At 58.7% G+C, this 25,728-nt stretch carries 17 protein-coding genes and 1 tRNA gene; 7 read left to right on the forward strand and 11 right to left on the reverse strand.

Annotated elements, in window-relative coordinates:
• Positions 1-177: 177 nt before the first annotated feature.
• A complete protein-coding gene (gene bglX, locus AC1MEA_RS12105; protein ID WP_449634612.1) occupies positions 178-2,466 on the reverse strand; it encodes a beta-glucosidase BglX in 2,289 nt (762 codons plus the stop codon).
• A 273-nt stretch (positions 2,467-2,739) separates the two neighbouring features.
• Here bglX and AC1MEA_RS12110 point away from each other — a divergent pair, with 273 nt between their 5' ends.
• The 4 genes from AC1MEA_RS12110 (at position 2,740) to AC1MEA_RS12125 (ending at position 6,053) form a co-directional block, all read left to right on the forward strand.
• The gene (locus AC1MEA_RS12110) at positions 2,740-3,348 is read left to right on the forward strand and encodes a LemA family protein (RefSeq protein WP_219062145.1); all 609 of its coding nucleotides are present in this window, start codon (positions 2,740-2,742) and stop codon (positions 3,346-3,348) included.
• Positions 3,348-4,067, forward strand: coding sequence for a TPM domain-containing protein (locus AC1MEA_RS12115; RefSeq protein ID WP_219062144.1), 720 nt, complete (start codon positions 3,348-3,350; stop codon positions 4,065-4,067). Before AC1MEA_RS12110 ends, AC1MEA_RS12115 begins: the two co-directional genes overlap by 1 nt.
• Before the next feature lie 26 nt (positions 4,068-4,093).
• A complete protein-coding gene (locus tag AC1MEA_RS12120; protein ID WP_219062143.1) occupies positions 4,094-4,711 on the forward strand; it encodes a TPM domain-containing protein in 618 nt (205 codons plus the stop codon).
• A 124-nt stretch (positions 4,712-4,835) separates the two neighbouring features.
• Positions 4,836-6,053 (forward strand): class I SAM-dependent methyltransferase, encoded by a 1,218-nt coding sequence (locus AC1MEA_RS12125; protein ID WP_480917977.1) that lies wholly within the window; start codon positions 4,836-4,838, stop codon positions 6,051-6,053.
• Here the strand turns inward: AC1MEA_RS12125 and AC1MEA_RS12130 are convergent, their stop codons facing one another.
• Together AC1MEA_RS12130 and AC1MEA_RS12135 are read right to left on the reverse strand one after the other, a co-directional pair.
• Complete coding sequence (locus AC1MEA_RS12130; RefSeq protein ID WP_480917978.1) at positions 6,054-6,950, reverse strand: DMT family transporter; 897 nt, start codon at positions 6,948-6,950, stop codon at positions 6,054-6,056.
• A 133-nt stretch (positions 6,951-7,083) separates the two neighbouring features.
• Entirely contained in the window at positions 7,084-8,130 is a 1,047-nt protein-coding gene (locus AC1MEA_RS12135) for a DUF4917 family protein (RefSeq protein WP_480917979.1), read from the reverse strand.
• A gap of 182 nt (positions 8,131-8,312) precedes the next feature.
• On the opposite strand from AC1MEA_RS12135, the gene yiaY reads away from it, so the two are divergent.
• The 3 genes from yiaY to AC1MEA_RS12150 all read left to right on the forward strand — a co-directional run bounded on the left by yiaY (position 8,313) and on the right by AC1MEA_RS12150 (position 12,359).
• A complete protein-coding gene (yiaY, locus tag AC1MEA_RS12140) occupies positions 8,313-9,461 on the forward strand; it encodes an L-threonine dehydrogenase (RefSeq protein WP_449634616.1) in 1,149 nt (382 codons plus the stop codon).
• Positions 9,462-9,480: 19 nt separating this feature from the next.
• Positions 9,481-9,810, forward strand: coding sequence for a DUF2025 family protein (locus AC1MEA_RS12145; protein ID WP_219062138.1), 330 nt, complete (start codon positions 9,481-9,483; stop codon positions 9,808-9,810).
• A 410-nt stretch (positions 9,811-10,220) separates the two neighbouring features.
• Positions 10,221-12,359 (forward strand): methyl-accepting chemotaxis protein, encoded by a 2,139-nt coding sequence (locus AC1MEA_RS12150; protein WP_480917980.1) that lies wholly within the window; start codon positions 10,221-10,223, stop codon positions 12,357-12,359.
• 190 nt (positions 12,360-12,549) lie between these two features.
• Here AC1MEA_RS12150 and AC1MEA_RS12155 read toward each other — a convergent pair.
• The 8 genes from AC1MEA_RS12155 to uca all read right to left on the reverse strand — a co-directional run bounded on the left by AC1MEA_RS12155 (position 12,550) and on the right by uca (position 25,593).
• A tRNA-Gly gene (locus tag AC1MEA_RS12155) sits at positions 12,550-12,623 on the reverse strand.
• 140 nt (positions 12,624-12,763) lie between these two features.
• Entirely contained in the window at positions 12,764-13,648 is an 885-nt protein-coding gene (locus tag AC1MEA_RS12160; RefSeq protein WP_480917981.1) for an alpha/beta fold hydrolase, read from the reverse strand.
• A gap of 308 nt (positions 13,649-13,956) precedes the next feature.
• A complete protein-coding gene (locus tag AC1MEA_RS12165) occupies positions 13,957-14,649 on the reverse strand; it encodes a pseudouridine synthase (RefSeq protein ID WP_480917982.1) in 693 nt (230 codons plus the stop codon).
• Between the two features lie 44 nt (positions 14,650-14,693).
• Positions 14,694-14,936, reverse strand: coding sequence for a cysteine-rich CWC family protein (locus AC1MEA_RS12170; protein ID WP_480917983.1), 243 nt, complete (start codon positions 14,934-14,936; stop codon positions 14,694-14,696).
• Between the two features lie 7 nt (positions 14,937-14,943).
• Positions 14,944-16,431 (reverse strand): sensor domain-containing diguanylate cyclase, encoded by a 1,488-nt coding sequence (locus AC1MEA_RS12175; protein ID WP_480917984.1) that lies wholly within the window; start codon positions 16,429-16,431, stop codon positions 14,944-14,946.
• Positions 16,432-16,511: 80 nt separating this feature from the next.
• The gene (locus AC1MEA_RS12180; protein ID WP_480917985.1) at positions 16,512-19,862 is read right to left on the reverse strand and encodes a dermonecrotic toxin domain-containing protein; all 3,351 of its coding nucleotides are present in this window, start codon (positions 19,860-19,862) and stop codon (positions 16,512-16,514) included.
• A 169-nt stretch (positions 19,863-20,031) separates the two neighbouring features.
• On the reverse strand, positions 20,032-21,843 hold the full coding sequence (atzF, locus tag AC1MEA_RS12185) for an allophanate hydrolase (RefSeq protein ID WP_480917986.1): 1,812 nt from the start codon (positions 21,841-21,843) through the stop codon (positions 20,032-20,034).
• 30 nt (positions 21,844-21,873) lie between these two features.
• Complete coding sequence (gene uca, locus AC1MEA_RS12190) at positions 21,874-25,593, reverse strand: urea carboxylase (RefSeq protein ID WP_480917987.1); 3,720 nt, start codon at positions 25,591-25,593, stop codon at positions 21,874-21,876.
• Positions 25,594-25,728 lie beyond the last annotated feature (135 nt).

A 25,728-nucleotide genomic window follows, 5' to 3' on the forward strand; every position in this document is an offset into this window, starting at 1 on the left:
TGGCGGAGACGGAAGTGAGTCGGCAGGCACCTTAGCATGCGACAGGACCGAGAACGCTGGGCGAAAGTCGAGATTTTATGTCGCCTGATGTTCAGACTTCACGAATCGAGTGAGCGAATTTATTGGCGAAGGACGCAGCGCGGTCCTGGGGCTGGACCGCGCCTGATGCAGGACCGCTTATAACAACTCAAAGCTCTCTGTTTTCACGTCTTCAGAGTCGAGACCAATCATCACGTTGAACTCGCCCGGCTCAGCCGCGTATTTCAGCGCAGGGTTGTAGAACTTCAGGTCGTCTTCGGTGATGACGAAGTTGATGACTTTCTCTTCTTTCGGCTGGAGCATGACTTTCTGAAAGTTCTTCAGCTCTTTGACCGGGCGACTGATGGAGGCAGCAACATCGTGCAGATAAAGCTGCACCACCGTTTCGCCAGCAACCTTGCCGGTGTTTTTTACCGCGATGCTGGCGGTTAACTGGCTGCCGCGCTTCATGTGTTTATTGGACAGCGTGACGTCCGACAGGCTGAACTGGGTGTAGCTCAAGCCATAACCGAATGGAAAGAGCGGGCCAGTGACTTCTTCTTCGAAGTAGTTTGACGTGTAGTTAGGCGGCGAACCGAGCGTGAAAGGACGGCCGGTGCGGAGGTGGTTGTAGTAAACCGGAATCTGCCCCACCGAACGAGGGAAGGACATCGGCAATTTGCCTGACGGGTTGTAGTCACCAAAGAGCACGTCCGCCACTGCGTTACCGCCTTCGGTGCCGGTGAACCAGGTTTCCAGCATCGCGTCAGCCTGTTTCTGTTCCTCGACCAGAGTCAGCGGACGGCCGTTCATCAGCACCAGTACCAGGGGTTTGCCGGTGGCTTTGAGTGCCTTGATCAGGTCGCGCTGTCTGCCGGGGATATTAAGGTCAGTGCGGCTCGCCGATTCGTGGGACATGCCCCGCGACTCGCCAACCACCGCCACCACCACATCAGCCTGCTGGGCGACCTTGACCGCCTCGGCAATCATTTCTTCGGCCGGGCGCGGGTCGATCTCGACTTCGGTGACCATGAAGTTCAGATAGTTGATGACTTTCGGGTTGTCAGAGACATTGGCGCCGCGGGCATAGACCAGCTTGGCCTTGTCGCCGACTGCGTTGGCCAGACCGTCAAAAATAGTGACCGATTGTTTCGGCACGCCTGCAGCGGACCAACTGCCCAGCATGTCCATCTGGCTTGTCGCCAGAGAGCCGATCACCGCGATGGTGCCTTGCTTCTTCAGCGGCAACGTCTGGTTATCGTTTTTCAGCAACACCATGGTCTTGCGTGCCACCTCACGCGCTTCTTTGCGGTGCAAACGGCTTTCGGCGTTGGTGTCCACTGGGTCATGAGCGGCATTGCCGATGCGACGGTACGGGTCGGCGAACAGGCCCATGTCGTACTTGGCGCCCAACACTTCGCGAACGGCGTTATCAATATCTTTCTGGGAAATCTCGCCGTCCTTGAGCAGGCCAGGCAAGTGTTTGCCATAGGCCGAGTCATTCATGCTCAGGTCAATGCCGTTCTTGATCGCCAGCTTGGCGGCTTCACGCTCGTCGCTGGCCACACCGTGGCGGATCAGTTCCTTGATGGCGCCGTGGTCGCTGACGGTCACGCCCTTGAAGCCCCACTCCTTGCGCAACAGGTCCTGCATCAACCAGGTATTGGACGTGGCCGGTACGCCGTTGACTGAGTTGAGGGCGACCATTACCCCGCCAGCACCGGCATCGATGGCGGCGCGGTAAGGCGGCAGATAGTCCTGGTACATGCGCACCGGACTCATGTCGACGGTGTTGTAGTCACGACCGCCTTCGACAGCGCCATACAGCGCAAAGTGTTTGACGCTGGGCATCAGGCTGTCAGCGCCACCGGGATGCTCGCCGCGATAAGCGTTGACCATCACCTTGGCAATGCGCGACACCAGATAGGTGTCCTCGCCAAACCCTTCCGAGCTGCGGCCCCAACGGGGATCGCGGGAGATATCGACCATCGGTGCGAAGGTCATGTCCAGACCATCGGCGCTGGCTTCGATGGCCGACATGCGACCACTCAAGGCTATCGCGTCCATGTCCCAGCTGGCCGCAAGACCCAAGCTGATCGGAAAGGTCGTACGGTGGCCGTGGACCACGTCGTAGGCGAAAAACATGGGAATCTTCAGTCGACTCTTCGCAACAGCCGCTTCCTGCAGAGGACGGTTTTCGGAACGAGTGATCGAGTTGAACGTGCCGCCGATTCTGCCAGCGGCAATTTCCTTGAGAATATTCGGCTGCGGCATTTCAGGGCCGATACTGATGAGTCGCAACTGCCCGATTTTTTCATCGAGGGTCATTTGTTTCATCAGGTCGGAAATGAAGAGGTTTTTAGTCTGCAAGGTGGTGTCATTGGTCTCGGCCATTACCGAGTGACTGGCCAGGCCGACGACAAGGCCCAGCAAACACAGCTTATTCATGAATATTTTCTCAAGGCGTTCTTCAGCAACTTACGTTAAGTACTGGTCAGCCAAATGTTGGGTATTGAGCCTGTTGCGCTTATTGTCGATCAGGGCGAAGGGGCCGCCACTGAACTCTTTGTCGCGCAGAGCATCTTTAGCGCAGCGAGTTTTAGCGTATTGCGCGTTAGCAATCCAGTCCTGGCCGCGGATTATGCAGCGGATCGTCTGGTTTGGCTAAAGTCAGTCTGTCGGGTCAGAATGAAAAAGCATTTCAAACAGGGAGAAAAAAACATGCAAACACAACGGGGCTTTCGTTTCAGTTGGTCCATGACGGCGCTGATGCTGCTGAGCACGTTATTGGCCGGTTGTGGCATCAACAACATTCCGACCTATGACGAACAGGTGAAGGCTGCCTGGGCGCAGGTGCAGAACCAGTATCAGCGTCGGGCCGACCTGATCCCCAACCTGGTCGAGACTGTGCGTGGTTACGCCAAACAGGAACAGACCACCCTGACCGCTGTCATTGAAGCACGGGCCAAGGCCACGTCGATTCAGGTTGACGCCAGCACCTTGAACGATCCGGAAAAGCTCAAGCAATTCCAGCAAGCCCAGAGTCAGCTCACTGGCGCGCTGAGTCGCCTGATGGTGGTCTCAGAGCGTTACCCGGATCTGAAATCCAACCAGAACTTCCTTGCCCTGCAATCGCAGCTCGAGGGTACGGAAAACCGCATTGCCGTGGCACGTAAGGATTTCATCGCCTCGGTCGAGCGCTACAACACCGAAATTCGTACCTTTCCCGGTCGCCTCTGGCACACCGTGATGTACAGCGATCTGCCGATCCGGCCAAACTTTGAAGCCACGTCGCCAGATTCCGAGAAAGCCCCGGAAGTGAAATTCTGATGCGCGCCCTGCGGCTTGTGATGGTGGGCTTACTGTTGGCTGGCGCCACGGTAGCGCTGGCCGCGCTTGTATTTCCAACCATGACCGGACGCGTGGTCGACACCGCGCAACTGATCGATGCGCAAACCGCAGCGCAACTGTCGCAGATGCTTGAGGCTCATGAGCAGGCGACCGGCGAGCAGGTTGTGGTGGTCACGCTGCCCAACCTGCAAGGCACCAGCATTGAGGATTACGGTTATCAACTGGGCCGTTTCTGGGGCGTCGGGCAAAAGGGCAAAGACAACGGCGCGTTGCTGATTGTCGCCCGCGATGATCATAAAGTGCGGATTGAGGTGGGCTACGGTCTTGAAGAGCGCCTGACCGATGCTCAGTCTTCGGTGATCATCAACCAGATACTCACCCCGGCGTTCAAGGCCGGTAATTTCGCCGGCGGCATCAGCCAGGCCGTGCAGGCCATGATTCAGGTGCTCGGGGGCAATCCGCTGGCTGAGCCCGCCGCCGATAATGGCTCCGGTGACGCTGTGCAGAACATGGTGTACCTGGCGCTGTTCTTGATCTTTATCTTTATGAACATGCTCTGGGGCAGAGGACGAGGCGGTGGCGGTGGCTTCATCGGCGGCATGGGCGGTTTTGGCTCTGGAGGCTCACGCTCCGGTGGCGGCGGCTTCAGTGGCGGCGGTGGCAGCTTCGGCGGCGGCGGCGCGTCCGGCAGTTGGTAAACGATGGCTCAATGGGTAATGCAAACATGGCTTTACTGAATAAACACGAGCAACTTCAGGTCGCCGAGGCCATCGCCCGGGTCGAACGGCGAACCGATGCCGAACTGGTCACGGTGTTGACCGCGCGGTCGGATGATTATGCGTACGTGCCCCTGGTCTGGGCCGGGCTGGTGGCGCTGTTGCTGCCGGGGTTGATCAACTATTACCCAGGCTGGCTGGGCGCCAATGGATTGTTGCTGAGCCAGATCGGGACCTTTATCGTTGCCGCGCTGATCATGCGTATTCCGGCGGTGACAACCCGCTTGATCCCTAAATCCGTACGCCATTGGCGCGCTGGCAACCTGGCTCGCCGCCAATTCCTCGAACAAAATCTGCACCGCACTCTCGGCGGCACTGGCGTCCTGATCTTTGTCTCGGAAGCTGAGCGTTACGTAGAAATTCTCGTAGACCGAGGCATCAGCAGCCGTGTGGACGACACTGTCTGGAAGGCGCTGATCGAGGTGTTCACTCAACAGGTCAGCGACGGTAAGACCTTGCAAGGGTTCCTGGGTTGCATCGAAGCCTGCGGCGAATTGCTGGCGACCCATGTGCCCGTGACGCAAACGCGCAATGAGTTGCCGAATCGGTTGGTGGTGTTGGGGTGACGGCGCATTTCAGTGGTCCGAGCTGACGCCGCCAATCGCCAACCCGTAATTAAATTAACCCTAACCCCTCAACCCACCTAAAATGGCCGCCTCGTTATTTTTAGCCCGTCCGAGGCGCTTTCCAATGTCAGCCACTGCAACGCCCACCCAGTCTGTGCCGGATCATCGTGCGCAGTTTTTGAGTCTGCTGGACACCAGTCTGTCGCAGAACTCCTTTATCAAGCTGGTGCTGGCCAAGTACGTCGGCGCTGAGGTGGAGTTGCAGCGCATCATTATCAAGCTGACGACGATCAAGGAACTGCCGCGCCTGTCGTTCGTGTATCGCTATAAAACCCGCGACATCACCAAGAATTTCCCGCTGGCCGAAGGCGTCGAGGTGATCGCGGGCTTATTGCCCGAATTGTTCAAGAACGCGCACTTGCTATCGCTGACTGACGAAGTGCAGCTGGAGTACAGCAAAAAAGGTAAAAGTACGCTGTTCACCAGCAAGGCCCAGCAGCAACGTGAAGCGCCCTCGGTCGAACATGATCGTGAGAAAAAGCGCTTTTTGGAACTGAATCGACCGTTTTTGACCGACCTGGGCGTGACCAATAAGCAGCACGAACTGATCCCGTCCATGTCGCGTAAATGGAAGCAGATCAACAAGTTCATCGAGGTGTTTTCCCACGCATTGAGCACCTCGCCGCTGGCGCTGGATCAGCCGATCAAGGTCGCGGACTTTGGCTCGGGCAAGGGCTACCTGACCTTCGCGATTCACGATTACTTGCGCAACACCTTGCACGCCGAAGGCCATGTCACCGGGGTCGAGTTACGTGAGGACATGATCACGCTGTGCAACAACGCCGCTGCGCGTCTGGAGCACCCGGGCCTGGTGTTCCAGCATGGCGATGTGCGCACTGTGGCGCCGAGTGCCATTGATGTGATGATTGCCTTGCACGCCTGCGACATCGCCACCGATTACGCGATCCACATGGGCATTCGTTCCGGGGCGTCGATCATCATGTGTTCGCCGTGCTGCCATAAACAGATCCGCTTGCAGATTCAAAGCCCGACGCTGCTGCGGCCGATGCTGCAATACGGTTTGCACATGGGCCAGCAGGCAGAAATGGTCACCGACAGCTTGCGTGCCCTGTTCCTTGAAGCCTGCGGTTACGAGACCAAGGTGTTCGAGTTCATCTCGCTGGAGCACACCAACAAGAACAAGATGATTCTGGCGGTCAAACGCGCCGAGCCGCTCAAGCAGCCGGAGTTGTTGGTCAAAATCCAGGAATTGAAAGCGTTCTACGGTATTCAGGAGCACTGCCTGGAAACCTTGCTCCAGGCAGACGGCTACATCAGCTGATTAGACTCGGGTGGTGATCGGCTTGGGCGCAATGACTGTGGTCTTGCGTCCCAGCATCACAGTCGCGATCACGCCCGCGGCAAACACCCAGGTAATCGGCTCGATGCGCTCACCGAAAAACAGCGCTGAAAAGGCGATGGTGAAGAAAATCTGCAGCAGTTGTACCTGACTGACTCGCGAGATGCCGCCCATGGCCAGGCCGGCATACCAGGCGAAGAAACCAATGAACTGCGAGAAAATCGACACATAACCAAATGCCCACCACGTGCTTGTGGAGATCGGTCCTTGATGCTGCATTGCCAGATAAATCACTGGGCCGAGCAGCAGCGGGCTGGACAGGACCAAGGCCCAACAGATCACCTGCCAGCCCCCCATCTGTTTGGCCAGACGACCGCCTTCGGCATAACCCAGCCCCCCGATGGCCACCGCCGCCAGCATCCACAGGTCTCCCGCCTGAATATTCCCGGCGCCGCTGATCAAGGCATAGCCGAGTACCAGCGCACTGCCCAACGCCGCGCAGGCCCAGAAAGCTTTCGATGGGCGCTCATGTGAGAGCCACGCCGCATAGATCGCCACGCACAAGGGTTGCAGGCCATTGACCAGCGCGCCGTGGGACGCAGGCAGAGTTTTCATCGCCCAGGCGGACAGCACCGGAAAGCCTACGATCACCCCAAGCGCTACCAGACTCAGGCCTTTGACCTGCGCCCAGGTCGGCCACTTTTCGCGCTGCCACAGCAACAGCGCCGCAGCTGGAATCGCTGCCAGTAATGCGCGGCCCAGGCCATTGAGGAGTGGGTGGATTTCCTGGACCACGATGCGGGTCATGGGCAGCGTCAGACTGAAGATAATCACCCCGATCAGGCCCAAGGCCATACCGGTGTTTTCGCGAGAGGACATGATCGAAACGTGGCCTTGTTGTTATGGGATACAAGAGCATCTCATCTAGCCACAAACCGACTCGCGCGCGCCCTCACAGCTACCGAGAGATTTATCCGTACAGTTCGGGTGCTGCTTCAGGCGTGAATCGCTTTCAGGGTTTTGCGCCCGCAGGCTTCGGTGCGCTCGCAGCCGTATTCAGACGTTCGACCGGCACCGACAATTCAGGGCTGCCCAGCGGGTGGGTCTTGGCATCGAAGAACTTCAAGGTCACATCCTGTCCTGCGAAGACGCTGCTGTAGTGCCGCTTCTGGTGCTGGATAAAGGCAGCGCTACGCGGGTAAATGGAGAGGGCGATGGTCTTGACCCCGGCGTGCCTGATCGCGTCGACGATGTGTTTGTCCTGGGTGCCAAGGGCGTGGCCGAAGATGCACAAAGCGTCTTCATGAGTCGCGAGTTGCGAATAACAAAAAGAGAGGTAATCCGAGTGACGGATCATCTTCAGCTTGTTCGCGCTGTTGTCTTCGCTGATGAATATCGGCACGTCGTCCAGGGCATTGATGGCGAAGCTGCCCAGCAGGGTGCTTTCCGATGACAGCAGCTTGCGAACGCTGCCGTCGAGGTTTTTCACCAGGTGCAAGCCGCCGTGCAGATACAGCATGCGCGTGGCGCGGGTCGGTGTATTGCTGAGGTCGAAAGTGGCGTCATCGTTGAACAGGTCGTTGAAGGCCTGCGGCGACTGCATCACGGCCCAATAGCAGAGCAAATCGTAGTTGGTCGAATAAACAGTACGGTACTGGCTGAGTTCTTGATTGATACGGGCCAGGGTGCCTTCTTCTACCAGACGCCATGGAATGTGGACTGAACGCACGGCGTGGATCAGCGCTTCTTTAATCGCGAAGTAACGATTACGTGGCGATGAAGAACTGATGGTCAGTGCGGCGTTGACCCTCATGGCGGTTTTCAGCGCACTCAGGATGGGTTCGAAATTGCTGGTGTTCATGGCCTTGAACACGGCGAGTTCGGTATGGCTTAACGGTTTGTTGCGGGTGGTCTCGGCTTTTTCGAAGAGCGAGTCGTAAGAAAAGTTCTTCCATACCGCCATGCTCGCGCCGTTGCCGACCAGCAAACCGGAAAATGGGGTGGTCGCCCGCAGCTCATTCCAGTCTGCAAGCTCAGCGTCAAAATCCGTGAAGTCCATAGTCTCTGTTCGTCGTCTCAGGTCGGGAAAGGCAGCGCCGGGACTTTATCACGCCTGTCGGCTGATCCCGATGTTGATGCCGGTATTGAGCCAGATCAATGCGAAATGTTTGCAATCAGAAGATGCTGCACGCATTCGCCAAACCGGATCGACTGGCTTGGCTTGGTTACAGGAGACTTGCCATGAGCAGCACTTTCTTCATCCCCGCGGTGAACATCATGGGCATCGGCTGCATGGCCGAGGCGATGACCGCCATCCGCAACTTCGGATTTCGCAAAGCGTTGATCGTGACCGACGTCGGGCTGGCCAAGGCCGGTGTCGCGGCGAAAATCGTCGGGTTGTTGGCCGAAGAGGACATCGATGCCTTGGTGTTCGACGGCGCGCAACCCAACCCTACCGTGGGTAATGTCGAGAAGGGCCTGGCGCTGCTCAAGAACAGCGGCTGCGATTTCGTGATCTCCCTCGGCGGCGGCTCGCCCCACGATTGCGCAAAAGGTATCGCACTCTGCGCAACCAACGGCGGGCACATCAGTGACTACGAAGGTGTCGATCAGTCGGCCAAGCCGCAACTGCCTGTGGTTGCGATCAACACCACGGCAGGCACCGCCAGCGAGATGACGCGGTTTTGCATCATCACTGACGAAGTCCGCCACATCAAAATGGCCATCGTCGACCGCAACGTCACCCCCGTGCTCTCCGTCAACGATCCCGGACTGATGGTCGCGATGCCTAAAGGGCTCACGGCGGCCACGGGTATGGACGCACTGACCCACGCCATTGAAGCCTATGTATCAACGGCCGCTACCCCCATCACCGATGCCTGCGCCCTGAAAGCCATGGCGCTGATCGCCGATAACCTGCGCCAGGCCGTGGCCAATGGCAGCGACATGGTCGCGCGGGAAAACATGGCGTATGCGCAGTTTCTCGCAGGCATGGCGTTCAACAACGCCTCCTTGGGTTACGTGCACGCGATGGCTCACCAATTGGGCGGCTTCTATAACTTGCCCCACGGCGTGTGCAACGCAATTTTGCTGCCCCATGTCGAAAGCTTCAACGCCAGCGTCTGCCCGTCACGGCTGACCGACATTGCCCACGCCATGGGCGAAGACACGCGCGGCCTCTCCCCTGAAGACGGCAGCCGGGCGGCCATCGCCGCGATTCGCAACCTGTCTCACGCCGTCGACATCCCTGCAGGCCTCAGGGAACTGGGCGTCAAGGAGGAAGACATTCCGACCCTGGCTGCCAACGCCTTGAAAGACGCCTGCGGTCTGACCAACCCGCGCCCGGCTGAGCAGCACCAGATCGAAGCGATTTTCCGCAGCGCACTTTAATACGTCCCAGAGGTTAACCATGAGCATTACCTCGAGCGTCATTTGTGACGCTTCCGACCTGCTTAAAGGCTTTGTCGGCTACCACCACAAAGCGGACCGGTACATTGTCCGCTTCAGCGAAGACGCCTTCGGCATGGACGTCCCCGACCACACCATCACCCCCACTCACGAGTTTGTCTGGAAAGCCGGCGACAATCAGGTCATGACACTCAAGCGCGATCTGTTGGCATTGTTGCTGGAACAGAATATCGATGATCGGCTGAACATCACCGAGCCGTTGCGGATTTATGTGAGGCGCGTGGATTTGCCGGAGATCACGGCGGTGCGGAGGTTGAAGGGAGGGGCGTGAAGAGGCTTGAGCGTCAGGACAGACCCGTGTTTCCAGAACAGGAAACAGGTGTCTGTCCTTGATGGCACTGCAATAACGTCGGCTCAAATAGCAAAGTTGAACGCCACGGAAATCCTCGGCCGATGACCTTCGTAGCAAGGCACCGCGTGTATTAGCCAAGAGGGGAGCGCGCCTCCGGAGAAAATAAAGTCTGTGTGCGCAGGCTGACGACTGCGCTGGCACCATCATCGGGAAGTGAATGTTCGAAAGGTGTGACTGAGCGGGTATCAGGACTGTTGCGACGTTAAGTTTTTTTCGATCTCAAGTTACGAGACCCAAGGCCGTTACAGATATATAACTACAAGAATATGGCGGGTAACACCGTATGCGGCTCTCGCCATCCTCCCGGCCGGTCCACTATGAGAACACCTATGTTCGATAACTTTTCTATCCGCCTGAAGATTGTATTGCTCTCAGGACTTTGCCTGCTGGGTGTGGTTGGATTGATCGTCGGGATGAATCTTTACCAGACTAACCAGAATGACCAACTGGTCGGCGCCTCAAGCAAGAAAATGCTCACCGACAGTGTGCAGAACCTGTTGCAGGCAAAGGCGACGGAAAAAGCGTTGCTGGTACAAAAGACATTCGGTGAAAGCCTGCTGATCGTCAATGCAATGGCCGACCAGGTCATCGACATGCGCACCATGGCCAACCACCGCTCACTGGACGCCGCCGCGCTGCGCGAAGAACTCAACCACAGCCTGGGCACCGTCTTCGAACGCAATACCGGCGTGCTGGGTGTCTGGCTATCCTTCGAACCCAACGCACTGGATGGTCGAGACGCCGAGTTTGCCAATGACGCCAAGCACGGCGCCAATGAAGTGGGACGGTTTTCCTCTTACTGGAGCCGTGCAGATGGCACTGGCTTGAACACCGTCATTCTCGAAAGCGACATGAACAAAACTGAACTCAACCTCAGCGGCACGCCCTACAACACCTGGTACACCTGCCCGCTCCGTAGTGGCAAGACCTGCCTGCTTGAGCCTTACGCTGACACGGTCGGCGGCAAACTGGTGTTGATGACAACCATCGCCGTGCCCGTTCGTGTCGACGGCAATGTCATCGGTGTAGTAGGTGTGGACCTGGCCCTGAGTTCGCTACAGGCAGAAGCGGTCAGCTCCCAGAAAGAACTGTTCGACGGCGCCGGGCACATGCTGATTGTCTCCAGCAGCGGGTTGCTGACCGCCAACAGCGTCGACGCCGGCACATTGGGCAAGGGCATCGAGCAGGTCTTGGGCGGCGACGGTAAGGAAATCCTCCGGGCGATTGGTGCCAACAAGGTCAGCGTGGTCAAACAGGGTGACGTGATCCGGGCGATTCTTCCGGTGACACCGATCGCTGATGCCAAGCCTTGGGGTGTGGTTATCGACTTGCCAGAACAGGTGCTCCTGGCCGACGCGGTCAAATTGCAGGCCGTGCTCGATGCCGCGCAAACCAGTGGCACAGTCAAGGCCCTGCTGGTCGCAGCCCTCGCAGGTCTACTTGGCCTGCTGCTGATCTGGCTGACGGCCTCGGGCGTGACCCGGCCGATCAACAGTGTGGCGAGCATGCTCAAGGCCATCGCCAGCGGAGACGGCGACCTGACCCAACGCCTGAAATACGCCAAGCGCGATGAGCTCGGCGAACTGGTCATCTGGTTCAACCGTTTCCTCGACAAACTGCAACCGACCATCGCCCAGATCAAGCAAAGCGTCACCGAAGCCCGTGCAACCGCCGATCAGTCTTCAGGCATCGCCCGCCGTACCAGTGATGGCATGCAGGTGCAGTTTCGCGAAATCGATCAGGTGGCAACCGCTTCCAACGAGATGAGCGCCACCGCCCAGGACGTTGCCAGCAATGCCTCAAGTGCGGCCAATGCTGCTCGTGGTGCCGACCAGTCGGTCAAGGACGGTTTGACGATCATTGAGCGCAGCACCCGCGATATCACCTTGCTGGCCGAAGAAGTCAGCAATGCCGTGACCGAAGTCGAAGCGTTGGCGGTCAATAGTGAACAGGTGGGTTCGGTGCTGGAAGTGATCCGCAGCATTGCCGGGCAAACCAACCTGTTGGCCCTCAATGCCGCCATCGAGGCTGCGCGCGCCGGCGAAAGCGGGCGCGGTTTTGCGGTGGTTGCCGACGAGGTACGCAATCTCGCCAAGCGCACCCAGGATTCCGTGGAAGAGATTCGCCACGTGATCGAACGCATCCAAAGCGGCACCCGCGGTGTCGTGCAGACCATGCATTCAAGCCACAGCAAGGCTCAGGAGAACGCTGAACACATTCATCAAGCGGTTCAGGCACTGGGCAAAATCAGTGACGCCGTCACTGTGATCAGCGACATGAACCTGCAGATCGCCAGCGCCGCCGAACAGCAAAGCGCCGTCGCCGAAGAGGTCAACCGCAACGTCTCGGCCATTCGCACCGTCACCGAGACCCTTGCCGGTCAGGCCACCGAGTCGGCGCAGGTCAGCCACCAACTCAACGCCTTGGCGACTCACCAGATGAAACTGATGGATCAATTTCGCGTTTGAAGGTCCTGCGCCGTGAGTCAAATGCCTATAGGCGATTTGACTCACGGCAGCGGCTTGCGCGTTAAGCCGTTATTTCCCCATCGCCGTCCGCTATACGAAAATAGACAGGCGCAAAAAAACCGGCTAAGAGGCCGGTTTTTTGGTTTTCACTGCTCTCCGCTATACGCGGGAACATGTGAAATCAGGAAAGTGGAGCGGGTGGCGGGAATCGAACCCGCGTGATCAGCTTGGGAAGCTGGAGTAATACCATTATACGACACCCGCTTTGAGCGGCTGACTTTGTACCAGATGTCGGCGCTGAACTGAAGCGCTATTTTTCTTCACGTGGTTTTTTTGTGTTGCGGATCAGGTGAATCACACACTCCCTGCACACGCTAGCGTCTACAGGGAGTCGTGCTTTCCGTTCACAGTGCAAATGCATGGTGGCTCTGTACCTGGGTGTGGCGTGGTCGTTTTGCAACGGGGGCGGGCTTGAGGAAACTCAACAAGGCCTCTTGCGAGTCGCGGCAGGCGGCTTTGTGTTCCATGTCCAGAAAGTGCCCGGTGGCCCGAAGGGTGCAGAACTCGCTATGACGCACGTGGTCGCCGAAGAGTTGGGCGTCGTCTGCTGCGGTGTATTCGTCCCACTCGCCGTTGAGGAACAACACGGGCACGTCGATGCTTTTCGCGGCGTCGAGGTAGCACAGTTGGTCGATGGTCAGTACTTGGCTGATATGAAAGTGCATTTGCACGTATTCATGGATATCCAGGCTGCTGACATGCCGATAGTTGAAGCGCTTGAACAACGACGGCAAGTGTTTACCGATGGTGTTGTTCACCAGATGGCCGACCTCGTGGCGATCAAACGCACCGAGGTGCCTGACGCCGCGTTCGAGGTAGTCGCGCATGTGTTCGTTGACCACGGGTGAGAACGAGCTGATGACGGCTTTTTCAATGCGTCGTGGTTTCTGCGCGAGGGCGATCAAGGCTGCCGCGCCGCCCCAGGAAAAGGACAGCACATGCTCGGCGGCGAAGTGGTCGATCAGCTCAAGCAGGATCTGACCTTCGAGCTCTTTGGTCAGCGGCTGCCGATGCAGGTTGTGGGCTTTGGATTTGCCCGCGTAGGGTTGGTCGTACAGCACCACGTTGAATTGCGGGTGCAGGTTGCGAACGGTCTGAGCAAAGGACGCAGTAGTGGCCATCGAGCCGTTGACCAAAATAATGGTCTTTTCTGCGGCATCTGCGCGGTAGAACTCCGTGTAAACCCGGAACTGACCTTGTATATCAAGCACAGCGATTTCTGGCCTCATAACATAGACTCCTGGCGAAAACAGGTATGCGCGCAAAAGAGGTTGCACGAGTTTCGTGACAGGTAGGCATGCGCCTGGAAAGGGGGCCCCATGTCGATCCGAAACGATCTGTTCGACAGGTATTGTTATTGGCGGGCGGTTTGTCGGCACGGAACCTGAGGTTCTCGAGACGGCAAAAAGTTTCTTAGAATGAGTTAGTGACCAATCAGTCACATGGAGACTGACGATTGGATTCAAGCAGGCTCGGGGACAACCCGCAAGTGCCGTTGGTAAATTGTTCGACAACTTCTGCTGAGTGGTCGGTTTGATCAGACCGCGAGGATTTCTTCGGTGCTCAAGGCGCGGTATTGCCCAGGCGCCAAACCGGCGTCCAGTTGCAGGGGGCCCATGCGCTCGCGATGCAGGCGCAGGACTTTATTGTTGAAGTGGCCGAACATGCGTTTGACCTGATGGTAGCGGCCCTCGACGATGCTCAGCCGCGCGCAGTGAGGCCCCAACACGGTCAGTTCGGCGGGCTGAGTGGTGAGGTCTTCAAACGCGAAATAAAACCCTTCAGCGAATTTTTGTACGTAGTCGTCGCTGATCGCTTGCTCGGTTTCTACGTAGTAAATCTTTGCCAGCTTGGTCTGCGGCTGGGTCAATCGTCGCGACCACACACCGTCATTGGTGATCAGCATCAGGCCCGTGGTGTTGAAATCAAGTCGACCGGCGATGTGCAGGTCTTCTTTGTCCGGCTCATCCAGCAAGTCGAGCACCGTCGGATGCTGTGGGTCGAGCGTCGCGCTGACGCAGCCCGGTGGTTTGTGCAGCATGAAATAGCGTGCCGGTTTGCCGGCCTGTAATACGTCGTCGTCGCATTCCACACGGGTGAACTCACGCACCTCATGAAGGGGATCGCTGACGGTCTGACCGTCGACCTTGATGCGCTTGGCCGCCAACGCAAATCGCACGTCTTTGCGGCTGAAGCGCGGCAGGTTGCTGAGGAATCGATCAAGACGCATGGCAGTGACAGACGACCGGGAAAGGGGCGGGCATGGTACGCGATCTAGTCGTTGGGCTTCGACTGAACGTCGGTTTCGATCTGAGCGCAACGCGGGCACAGGCAGGCGGCATTGCGCACCTCCAGCGGCAGCGCTTTGAGTACCGTCGGGTCGATACTGACTGAAAAACACCAGCAGGGTTGCGCCGCCGTACGTGGGTCGGCGAGAGTGCAGCGGTTGCTGGCGCCGCAGACCGGGCAGCGGTCAGGATCGATTGAGCTTTTTTCCATCGTGTGGCTGCTGTTCATGACGCGCCTATTCAAACTGAGACCGGGCCATCTCCATGCACACCCGATTGCGCCCGGTGTGTTTGGCGCGATACAACGCGTGGTCGGCGCGGGCAATCAGGCTGTGCAGGGTGTCGTCAGGCTGCAGTTCAGTCAGGCCAACGCTGACGGTGATCTGCAACGACGTGCCGGAAAAGGTGTAGGGGTGCTGCTCTGCCAGCAGACGGATTTTTTCCGCGACTTGCTGAGCACTGGCGCTGGTGGTGTCCTTGAGCAGGATGATGAACTCTTCGCCGCCCCAGCGACAAATGATATCCGACTGACGCAGGCAGCTTTGCAGGTCCTGGGCGAAGCCTACGAGCACTTCATCGCCCGCCAGGTGGCCATGGTCATCATTGAGACGCTTGAAGTGGTCGATGTCGATCAGTAGCGTCGCCAAGGGTTTTGGCTCGCGTTGCGCTTCCTGCATCGCCTTGAGCGCCATCAAATCGAAGCCGCGGCGATTGGGCAGGCCCGTCAGGCTGTCGAGGGTGGCCAGAGTTTCGATCTTGCGCTGATAGCGGCCGATGACCCGGTGCAGCAGGAACAGGACCACCAGCGTCACTACCAGGCAGATGAACAGGTTCAGGTACAGCGACTTGCGGATATCGGTGAGGGCGCCGTCTTCCTGCTTGTCGACGAACAGGTACCAGTTCAGTTCTGGAATGAAACGCACGTTGAGGAAGTGGCTCTGGCCTTGCGCCTGGTATTCGAAACTGCCGGTCTGTGGCTTGGGCAGTTTGTCGTGCAAGTCGCTCAGGCCCGGCTGGTCCTTGAGGGACTGGCCAATGACGGCTCCCAGTGGTCCACCTTGAGCGCCGGTGAGCACAATCCGGCCGAAGGCGTCGACGAAGTACACGCTTCGCTGATACCGCTGCTGATAACGATCGATCAGCTTGATCACCGCATCCACGGTCAGGCCCACACCCGTGGCGCCAATGAAGTTGTCTTTGTAATCGAACACCTTGTAGTTGATGAAGAAGGTCAGGTTGTCCTTGTTGGCCATGTCTGGATCGACGTTGATTTCGTAGGGCGCCGCCATGTCGCGTACCCGGTAGTACCAGGTGTCGCGTGGCTCGTTGGCGTCGATTTTCTTCAAGACGCCTTTGGCCTGGTAATACTTGAGGCTGGTGTTGGAGACAAAAAAGGCCGTATAGGCGCTGTAGTGACTCATGACTTCGTTGAGGTAACGGGTCATTTGCTCAGGGTCGTGCTCGCCAGCCACCACCCAGTCACGCATGAAGGTGTCGCGGGCCATCATTGAGGAAATCAGAATCGGCCGGACCAGGTCTTTCTGGATCTCCGAATACACCGTGTCCGAGGTCAATGGCAGCTCGGTGTTGACGATGCTGTCGCGAATCGACGCCCGCGAGGCGTAGTAACTGAGCAGAGATGTCGCCAGAAAACCGCTCCCCAACAGGACCACCAACGTCAGGATCAATGAACGTTGGGAATTGAGAGGAGAGCGAAGTGGCATGACGAGTCCGGTGAGGAGAAGATCAAGAGTGGCCGCATGCTAGCGTGTTGCTACTGTTCTGCGCTATGGCCTATTCAAGTTCACGGTGTAATCGGCAGGCTCGCGGTCGGTGCTATATAAGCGGGTGAGCGGCCCATCAAGGAGTTGATGGCAGAACAACGGCAGTGCACCAATAAAATCTTGTCGTAGTGAATACCCTGTTCAGACAATGATTTGAAAAGATCCTGCAGGTTCGGATAAGTCATGCCGAAGCGATTTCTGACAGTCAGTACATCCATGGGCGTAGCGGGCAGTCCGTTTAAAGGCGATAGATTCGAATGACGCACCACATGACTGATCTCTTGATACGTTTCGCCGTGAATACTCTGGAATTTCATCAGCGAATAATTCTTGATACTGCCCGGAAGGGATGTTCCGGCCAGTACTTTATCAGTGATGGCATACGGCGGCAGCGGGCCTGGAGGAAGCGCGAGGCTGTTGTTTGCGTTATTTAAAATAGAAAACGGTTTGACCCTCTGGCTCACGACTCGGTGAAGCGTCGGGTCGACCAGCTCATAACCATGGGGTGCGTAGGTTCTAAGTTCGGTGCCATTGGGTATCCGTGCAGTTTTAGTCCACGGCAAGTAATGCCCGTGTGTACTCACAACCAGGGTTCTGGCTTGCGCCGTGTCCGAGGTCCAGAGCATGAATTTGCGATCAAGCTTCCAGGCTTTGGCGGGTGAGGTGCCGAAGGCGCGATGACCGGGAATGTTCCAGGTCTTGAGCAGGCTGTTGGTATTGAAAAATGTTTCCAGGCGGGTTTTACGGGCATTCATTGATCGGCCAAGCCAGGAACCGAAGTTTTTTGTGGCGGTGGGTGTCGCGCCGGTCACCGCAATGGCTGTTTTCCCCAGAACGTTGAATGTGTTGAACAAACGCAGCAATCGGGGGGTGTAGGGCGCGAGTTGCAACAGCCCTAGAGACAGCACGTTGAGCGCTGTCTGGGTTTTTTCGGTGTCCCGGTTTCCCGGTAATGCTGCTGTCGCGATGCCCAGGTAAATGGAGCCGGCGTGAGTCGCCAGAGAGGCCAGCGCCACGGGCGTCAAGAGCAGCGACATGGGCGCCAGCAACAGCTGTAGATGGTTGAGTTGACGCGTCCAATAGCGCAGCGAAACTTCTTTCGAGGTCACGATGTGTTCATTCGCATCATCTTGATAGTTGCGCTCAAGCGTCTCGCGCATAAAGACGAACGGCGACGAAGTAATGGGCTGTTCGCAGAGGGCGCGGGCTTTGGCTTTATGCAGGTCGTTGGCGTAAACCACGTCTGTCCAAGGCCGAAGCAGGGAGGAGGCCGGGTCGGGGATTTTATTGCCGCTCCAGATATCAAGAAGATACATAAACTTCTCGTGGAGTCTGATCGGTATATAGCTCAACAGCATGCGTTGCCATTGCTTATCCTTGGCGGCGGTTTGTATATACCGCGCAAGTTCAATGTCGCTACTGAATTCGACAAATGCCACGGACTGACCGGCCTGGTAGAGCACCGTCAAGGGTGTGTCGGTGTGAGTGAATACCAGCAGACCGGCACAGGGTTGGCATTGCGTGCCTTCTATCAGCGAGGGTTTCAGGTAAAAACCCAACGCTTTGCAGCGGATGCTGGTAGACGTCGTGTCCAGCATCTCGACGATGAGATCGAATCCAGCGCGTGTTAACTGCTTCTGTTTGAGGCTGATCACTGCCTGCGCCATAAAGGTTGTCTTGAACGACTGCTCGATAGCGGTTCCCTGCTCCTCCCAAAACCGGTTGAGTTGTGTCGACATCAGGTCAAGAAAGTTAATGCTCCTGATGTGGCTTTCGATGACCTCCGGGGAGATCTCAAGTGCAGCGCCCTCGGACCATTGCCCCTTACCTGTAGGGTCGGTGTAAACCGTCGTACGAGCGTCGTTATCGATATAACCCACCGGCCGCTCGACCCGGTAGTTACTCAACAGGGCGTTGCTCAGGCTGATCGGGGTTTCGTCGGGGGGTTGAACATACGTGATGGGCGAGTGTGCGCTGCCCAAGGGGCTGGTCGATGTGCCTCGAACATAGCGAATGAAGACATGATCCGGATTCATATCCAGTTGATGTTTGTTTTTCAGGTAGCCGCGCATCAATTGGTTGGCGGCCTTCAATGGGTTGGGTATCCGTTTCACGATATCCGGTTGAAGTTCCCAGCGATCAAGGGCGCTTACCAGGGTCAGGCCGCGTTCGACCAACATGAACAAGGCGTCCGCGTGGGTGTGTTGTGAGTGCAACTCGAATGAAAAGGCTTTTTGGGCGCGGGTGAGCGCGGAAAAAATATCCTCATCGAGAACTTTTATATCGAGAGTGAAGGGCGCACTTCCTTGTTTATCGGCAACGTCCAGATACGACGCGAGCCAGGGCGACGTGTTCAAGGCGTTGAGGAGTTTTTGTCTCATCAACTCAGGGTTGTCGCTGATGTATTCGAAAACGGCGGGTCTCTGACCGGTGATGTGAATAAAACTGTGCGATGTATTTTTTGAGGTCAGCTGAAAAATGCCCGGCAGGATTTGCTCATTTAGCAGCACCACACGGACGACCGTGTGCTCGCCTTTGGCTGATGTTTCCAGGGCTTCAACGGTGGTGGGGAACCGGTCGAGCCCCATGGCTTCAAGCGTCAGGTTATAGCCGTCCAGGCTGATCATTTTACGTGTGTGGTACCGGCCCAGCGTGTCGAGAAATGAGAGTTTGGCGAGGGTGCGATACGTCAATTCATGCCTGGCCCAGAAGGCGGTAAGCAGGGGCTCGTAGTGTCGAGGCCAGTCCGCCTTGTCGATCAGCGTGAGGACCAGGGTCGTGGTCAGCGAAGGTGTTCCCTCATCAAGCGGGCGCTCAGGTTCAGCACTCTGCATCAGGGCATAAAAACTGGCAGCATCGAAAGAGGTAACCGCCACGTCGGTGAGGGACAGACGCCGTGTGTAAAGCTCTTGCCCATCGACAAAGACGGCCGGACGCGTATCGGTCGTGAAGTCCACGTACATCTGATCCGGCAGGAAGGGCTTGCCGGTCTGCTCAAATAGAAGTCGGGTCAGTTGTTCGTTGACATAGGCGTGCACTCCCGGCGGGCAGTCCATGTCCATCTGCCAGGCCTTCAAACTCAAGGTCGACATGGCGAGCAGTCTGGCGGCGCGACTCTTTCTGAGCGTGGCGAGTTGTTTGTGGTTTAGCGCTGTGGCGGGTGGCGGCTCGTGCGACAGTCCCTCCAGATGATCGTCGGGCGTTGCGTAATAAAACGGCGACAGCGCGAAGGCTCCAGAGGAGGGTAGGGTATCGCTCTGTTCGCTGTGCTTGCCGGTCAGGTGCGTAAGCGCAGGGTGTTCGAGGTTGTGCGTTGAGGCGGATGCAATGCGTGCTGGAGCAGGGGGGACTGAGTTTTCGTTGTCATTCATGTGCATGGCTGAACGTGAGGAGGGGCGCGTCACTGTGTCATCAGGGATCTCTTCACGTCGTACATCTATGTAACGACGGGGCGCGGGTAAACAGGGGTATGCAGGACGCTATGGCTGCGCACTAAAACGTGCGCTGCCACGTTCGCCGTCGGGCTATTCAACGGTTGGGTCAGGCACTCAAATAGGCGCGCCATCCGCCCAGGTGGCTGATATCTGTCGCGCCCTCCAGGCCATAAGGTTCGCAGATGAAACCGCTTTCCCAGCGCCCGTCGGCCAACTGAACCTTGCCCAGGCCCAAGGGCGCTGGAATGCCGGTGAGGAATGAGCCCAGTTCGCGGCTGGGCAGTTCCCAGACTTCCACGGCTATCGCTACGCCGCCTTGCGCGACCCGCAGCATGCCGGGCCGAAACGGTGGTCCGCCGGCCAATGCGTAAAGCTGGTAATCCGCCGAGCTTTGGGTGACCTCCAGCAAGCGGCCACCGCGCTGCTTGAGTTGCCCGTTCAGCGCCAGGCCATCCAGGTGCGCGCCGCACACCACCAAGCGTGCCATGTCGCTGCGGGCGACAGTGGCCGGTGCTGACAGGTTGGGTGCATGGCCGCCGATCACCGGCAGGCCGGTATGGCGTTGCAGAGCGTCGGCCAGGCTGAGCAGGTAGTGATCGGTGAAGACCCGACCGAACAGGGTCACGCCCCACGGCAGGCCGTTGTCCATGAAGGCACTCGGCACGGCGACGGCGGCATAGTCCAGCAGGTTCATGAAATTGGTGTAGTAACCCAGTTCCGAGTTGCGCAGCACCGGTTCAGCCTCCAGTTCGGCGAGGGTCACCGGGCGACCGATGGAGGGCGTCACTACGCAGTCGAGGCCTTCAAGGGTTTTGTCGCACAAGGTTTTGAGCACTTGCAGACGGTAGTGTGCACGGAACGTTTGCACGCCGGTCACGGCCGGTGCTTTCGACAGTACTGCGCGGATCACCGGCAATACCGCTTCCGGGTTCTGCTCCATCAGTTCGCCCGCAACGCTGTAGCGTTCGGCAACCCATGGACCGTCGTACAGCAGGCGCGCAGCTTCGAGGAAGGGCGACAGGTCCAGCGTCACGGCTTCGCCGCCCATCGCGGTCAGACGGTCGATGGCATCGCCAAACAGCAGGGGCCCTTGCTCGCAGCCGAAGAACGCCAGGTCTTGCGCACGGGGCACGCCGAAACGAAACGGGCGGGGCGCGCCGAACGCAGAGGCATCGTTCCACAGCGGGTTGCTGCGGCTGTATTCGTCATGCGGATCGAGTCGGGCTACCAGACCGAGCAACTGGCTGGCTTCGCGCGCAGTAGCGGTGAAGGTGGTTACGCAATCGAGGGTGCGGCAGGCCGGCACCACTCCTGCAGTGGAGATCAGGCCCTTGCTGGCTTTGAGTCCCACCAGATTGTTCAGTGCGGCGGGCACGCGTCCAGAGCCAGCGGTGTCGGTGCCGAGGGCGAAGCTGGCAACGCCAAGGGCCACGGCCAAGGATGATCCTGCGCTGGAACCGCCTGACGGGTACCCGGCCAGCACACTGTTTGGGCAGGCTCCATAGGGTGAGCGGCTGCCATTCAGCCCGGTGGCAAACTGGTCGAGGTTGGTTTTGCCCAACGGAATTGCGCCGAGGCCGATCAACTGCTCGACGATGGTCGCCGAGCGCTCAGGGGTATAGGCGAATGCCGGGCAGGCGGCGGTCGTGGGGATGCCGGCCAGGTCGATGTTGTCCTTGATCGCAAACGGCACGCCATACAGCGGCAAGTCGTTGAGGTCGCGGTGTTCCAGCGCGGCCAGATACGGTTCCAGCTCGGCAGCACTCAGTAGATGGATGAACAGGTGATAGTCCGGGTTCAACGCAGCGGCTTTTTCGCGCAGGGCGAGGATCAGTTGCCGCGGTGTCTGGCGACCGTCTTGATACGCGGCGCGAACGCTGTCGAGGCGCAGGTCGCTTGAATGCAGGTCATGGCTCATGGCGTAATTCCGTCAAAAAAATAAGTAGGTTCAGTCAGCTTCAAGCACCACGACCCGCTGCCCGGCGCGCACTGCCGAGCCGGGTTGCACCCGCACTTCAAGCACGGTGCCGGCCAGGGTTGCCAGTAGCGGAATCTCCATCTTCATCGACTCCAGAATCACCAGCACATCGCCCACTTCAACCCGATGGCCGACCTCGACCTGCACCTGCCACAGGTTGCCGGCGATATGGCTGTCGACGCCATGCTGACCTGCGTCAAGGGGCGTATCGTCGGTGGCTGGCATAGCGGCTTCGTCGCTTTCGAAATGTGCCTGGCCGCTGGCGATCCAGCGTTCGCGTTCGGCGTTGAAGGCCCCTTGCTGCTGCGCACGAAATGCGGCGATGCCCTCGGCTTCACGGGCGAGAAAGGCCTGATAGTCAGCCAGGTTCAAGGTGCTGTGCTCGATGCTCAGCGGGTACCGGCCCAAGGGGAAATCGCGGCGGATGCGCAGCAGTTCTTCAGCGCTGACCGGGTAAAAACGAATCTGATCGAAGAAGCGCAACAGCCACGGTTTGCCATCGAACGCCGCGACTTCGCGGTAGCGGTTCCACATCTGCAATGTGCGCCCGACAAACTGGTAACCACCGGGGCCTTCCATGCCGTACACGCACATGTAGGCGCCACCGATGCCGACCGAGTTCTCTGCCGTCCAGGTCCGTGCCGGGTTGTATTTGGTGGTAACCAGCCGGTGCCGTGGGTCGAGCGGGGTGGCGACAGGCGCGCCGAGGTACACGTCGCCCAGGCCCATCACCAGGTAACTGGCGTCGAACACCGTGCGCTGCACTTGGTCGAGGTTGGGCAGGTCGTTGATGCGGCGGATGAACTCCAGATTGCTTGGGCACCACGGGGCGTCCTTGCGCACGGTGGTCATGTACTTCTCGATGGCCAACTGGCACGCCGGGTCATCCCAGGACAGCGGCAAGTGCACGATTCGCGACGGCACTTGCAGGTCTTTGGCGGCGCACACGGCGTCCCATTCGCCGACGACGATATCCAGTAAATCCGCAAGCGGCAGTTGCTCGGGCTGGTAGTGCACTTGCAGGGAACGAATGCCCGGTGTCAGGTCGATTACGCCCTGTAGCGCTTTGGCTTCAAGGGCCTGCATCAGCGCATGGCCGCGAAAGCGTAATACCAGGTCCAGCTCAGGTGCGCCGATTTCCAGGAGCAAATGAGTGTCGCCAGACAGGCGCGCCACCAGCCGCGTGTCGTCCTGGCCGATGTCCAATACAACAGGTGAAATTAACCCTTGTGCGAGCGAATTCATTCGCGATGAGGCCAGATCAGACACCGCATCGTCTGCTTCGCGAATGAATTCGCTCCCACAGTCCTGAGCGGCGATACCTTCATCCTGTAGGAGCGCGCTTGCCCGCGATGAGGCCCGATCTGGCACCGCGTCGCCTTCCTCGCGAACACGTTCGCTCCTACAGAAGATCGCGCGTGCAGTCTCGATACTGACCGGATGAAATTGCACTTTGTCCCCGGCCTTGAGTTGCCCCAACTGCCAGAGGTCGGCTTCGATGATGGTCACCGGGCAGACGAAACCGCCCAGGCTCGGGCCATCCGGGCCAAGGATGACCGGCATGTCGCCAGTGAAATCCACGGCACCGATGGCGTACGGGTTGTCGTGGATGTTTGAGGGGTGCAAGCCCGCTTCGCCACCGTCGGCGCGGACCCATTCCGGCTTGGGACCGATCAGGCGGACGCCGGTACGGCTGGAGTTGAAATGCACTTCCCATTGGGTGGTGAAGAAGGTCTCGATGTAGCGCTCGGTGAAATATTCCGGCGCGCCATGCGGGCCGTAAATGACCCGGATCTGGCGCACTGCCGGCAAGGCCTGAAGCTGATTGTCCGGTACGCACTGACCGGCGCTGCGATCACTCAGGGCTGGAATGTGCAGCACGTCGCCAGCACGCAAAGCGCGGCCGCCATGCCCGCCAAACTGACCCAGGGTGAACGTGCTTTTGCTGCCCAGATAGTCCGGCAGCTCTAGCCCACCACGCACGCAGAGGTAACTGCGCGCACCGACGCCAGCGATGGTGCCCAGCGCCAGCGTCGAGCCGGCGGGTACCAGCAACGCGGTATTCAGCGCCTGGGGTTGACCGTCCAGGGTCAGCGGAATCGGCGCGCCGGTGATGGCCACCACTGCGTCGGTGTTGAAGCGCAGCAGCGGGCCGCTCATGGTGATTTCCAGCGCGGCACAGCCTTCGGCGTTGCCCAGCAAGCGGTTGCCCAGACGTAACGCGCGACTGTCCATTGGCCCGGACGGCGGCACACCGACCGCCCAATAACCGAGACGCCCTGGATAGTCCTGCACGCTGGTCTGGGTGCCACCGCTCAGCACTTCAAAGGTGTTGGCGTGATACACCAGACCTTCCAGGCAGCGGGTCCATGGCTGGCCGCTGGCGAAGGGCGCGTCGAGTAGAATCTGCCGCAGGTAATCGCGGTTGGTTTCTACGCCATACAAGTGGCTGTCGCTCAGCGCTTGAGCAAGTCCGGCGCTGGCCTGCTCACGGGTTGGCGCCCAACTGATCAGCTTGGCAATCATGGGATCGAAGAACGGCGGAATCTCGCAACCGGCTTCGACCCAGGTGTCGATGCGCAAGGTTTTGCCATCGGCCGCAGGGAAATTCACCGCAGTCAGCAAACCGGGGCAGGGCTGGAAATCCCGGCCCGGGTCTTCGGCATACAGCCGCGCCTGAATCGCATGACCGTTCGCCTGCAAGCCCTCGCTTAACTGGCTGAGTGGCGCCAAATCACCCGCCGCCAGCTGGACCATCCAGCTGACCAGATCGACGCCCCACACTTGTTCGGTGACTCCGTGCTCGACCTGCAAGCGGGTGTTCACTTCGAGGAAATAGAAACGCTGGTCCTCGCTGTCGAACACGAACTCCACGGTCCCGGCGCTGCGGTAATTGACCGCTTTGGCCAGCTTGATTGCTGCCGCACACAGTTCGTCGGCCATGCCGTCTGGCAGGTTCGGTGCGGGGGTTTCTTCGAGGACTTTCTGGTTGCGTCGTTGTACCGAGCAGTCACGCACGCCGAGGGCGATAACGTCGCCCTGGCCGTCGCCGAACACCTGCACTTCCAGGTGCCGGGCGCGCTGGATGTACTTCTCGATAAAGACCCCGGCGTCGCTGAAGTTGTTCTGCCCCAGACGTTTCACCGCGTCGAACGATTCGCTCAGCTCGACCGCGCTGCGGCACACGCGCATGCCGATCCCGCCACCGCCGGCCGTGCTTTTCAGCATCACCGGGTAGCCGATCAGCTCGCCCGCGTTGAGGGCATCGTCGAGGCTGTCGAGCAGTTCGGTGCCCTCGAGCATTGGCACGCCGTGTTGCTTGGCCAGAGCGCGCGCAGTGTGCTTGAGGCCGAACACCCGAAGTTGTTCGGGTGTCGGGCCGACGAAGGCGATGCCAGCGTCTTCGCAGGCTTGGGCGAACGCGGCGTTTTCGGAGAGGAAGCCATAACCGGGATGGATCGCCGTGGCGCCGCTGGCCTTGGCGATGGCGAGTATTTTATCCACCGCCAAATAGGTCCCGGCTGCGCCACCTTCACCCAGGCTGTGGGCTTCATCGGCTTGAAGAATATGCAGGCTGGCGGCATCGGCTTCGGAATAGACCGCCACGCCCTTGACCTGCAAGGCGCGAAGGGTACGCAGGATGCGGCAGGCAATGGCGCCACGGTTGGCGATCAGCAGTGTGTTGAACATGGCATAAACCCCAGAAACCGATGGCTGATCGGTTTCGTGCTGGGAAGCGGGCCGTCCCGCTGTTTTCGTAGTGCCTCGAGGCCGTCCTCGATGGCTAAACCCGGTGCTCTTGTAGAAGCTGCCGCAGGCTGCGAT

This window comes from Pseudomonas sp. ASL8, assembly GCF_056680355.1.

Bases quoted from the DNA above. Each gene is read 5' to 3' on its own strand.
- bglX (WP_449634612.1), bottom strand. From the start codon at position 2,466: ATGAATAAGCTGTGTTTGCTGGGCCTTGTCGTCGGCCTGGCCAGTCAC.
- AC1MEA_RS12110 (WP_219062145.1), top strand. From the start codon at position 2,740: ATGCAAACACAACGGGGCTTTCGTTTCAGTTGGTCCATGACGGCGCTG.
- AC1MEA_RS12115 (WP_219062144.1), top strand. From the start codon at position 3,348: ATGCGCGCCCTGCGGCTTGTGATGGTGGGCTTACTGTTGGCTGGCGCC.
- AC1MEA_RS12120 (WP_219062143.1), top strand. From the start codon at position 4,094: ATGGCTTTACTGAATAAACACGAGCAACTTCAGGTCGCCGAGGCCATC.
- AC1MEA_RS12125 (WP_480917977.1), top strand. From the start codon at position 4,836: ATGTCAGCCACTGCAACGCCCACCCAGTCTGTGCCGGATCATCGTGCG.
- AC1MEA_RS12130 (WP_480917978.1), bottom strand. From the start codon at position 6,950: ATGTCCTCTCGCGAAAACACCGGTATGGCCTTGGGCCTGATCGGGGTG.
- AC1MEA_RS12135 (WP_480917979.1), bottom strand. From the start codon at position 8,130: ATGGACTTCACGGATTTTGACGCTGAGCTTGCAGACTGGAATGAGCTG.
- yiaY (WP_449634616.1), top strand. From the start codon at position 8,313: ATGAGCAGCACTTTCTTCATCCCCGCGGTGAACATCATGGGCATCGGC.
- AC1MEA_RS12145 (WP_219062138.1), top strand. From the start codon at position 9,481: ATGAGCATTACCTCGAGCGTCATTTGTGACGCTTCCGACCTGCTTAAA.
- AC1MEA_RS12150 (WP_480917980.1), top strand. From the start codon at position 10,221: ATGTTCGATAACTTTTCTATCCGCCTGAAGATTGTATTGCTCTCAGGA.
- AC1MEA_RS12160 (WP_480917981.1), bottom strand. From the start codon at position 13,648: ATGAGGCCAGAAATCGCTGTGCTTGATATACAAGGTCAGTTCCGGGTT.
- AC1MEA_RS12165 (WP_480917982.1), bottom strand. From the start codon at position 14,649: ATGCGTCTTGATCGATTCCTCAGCAACCTGCCGCGCTTCAGCCGCAAA.
- AC1MEA_RS12170 (WP_480917983.1), bottom strand. From the start codon at position 14,936: ATGAACAGCAGCCACACGATGGAAAAAAGCTCAATCGATCCTGACCGC.
- AC1MEA_RS12175 (WP_480917984.1), bottom strand. From the start codon at position 16,431: ATGCCACTTCGCTCTCCTCTCAATTCCCAACGTTCATTGATCCTGACG.
- AC1MEA_RS12180 (WP_480917985.1), bottom strand. From the start codon at position 19,862: ATGAATGACAACGAAAACTCAGTCCCCCCTGCTCCAGCACGCATTGCA.
- atzF (WP_480917986.1), bottom strand. From the start codon at position 21,843: ATGAGCCATGACCTGCATTCAAGCGACCTGCGCCTCGACAGCGTTCGC.
- uca (WP_480917987.1), bottom strand. From the start codon at position 25,593: ATGTTCAACACACTGCTGATCGCCAACCGTGGCGCCATTGCCTGCCGC.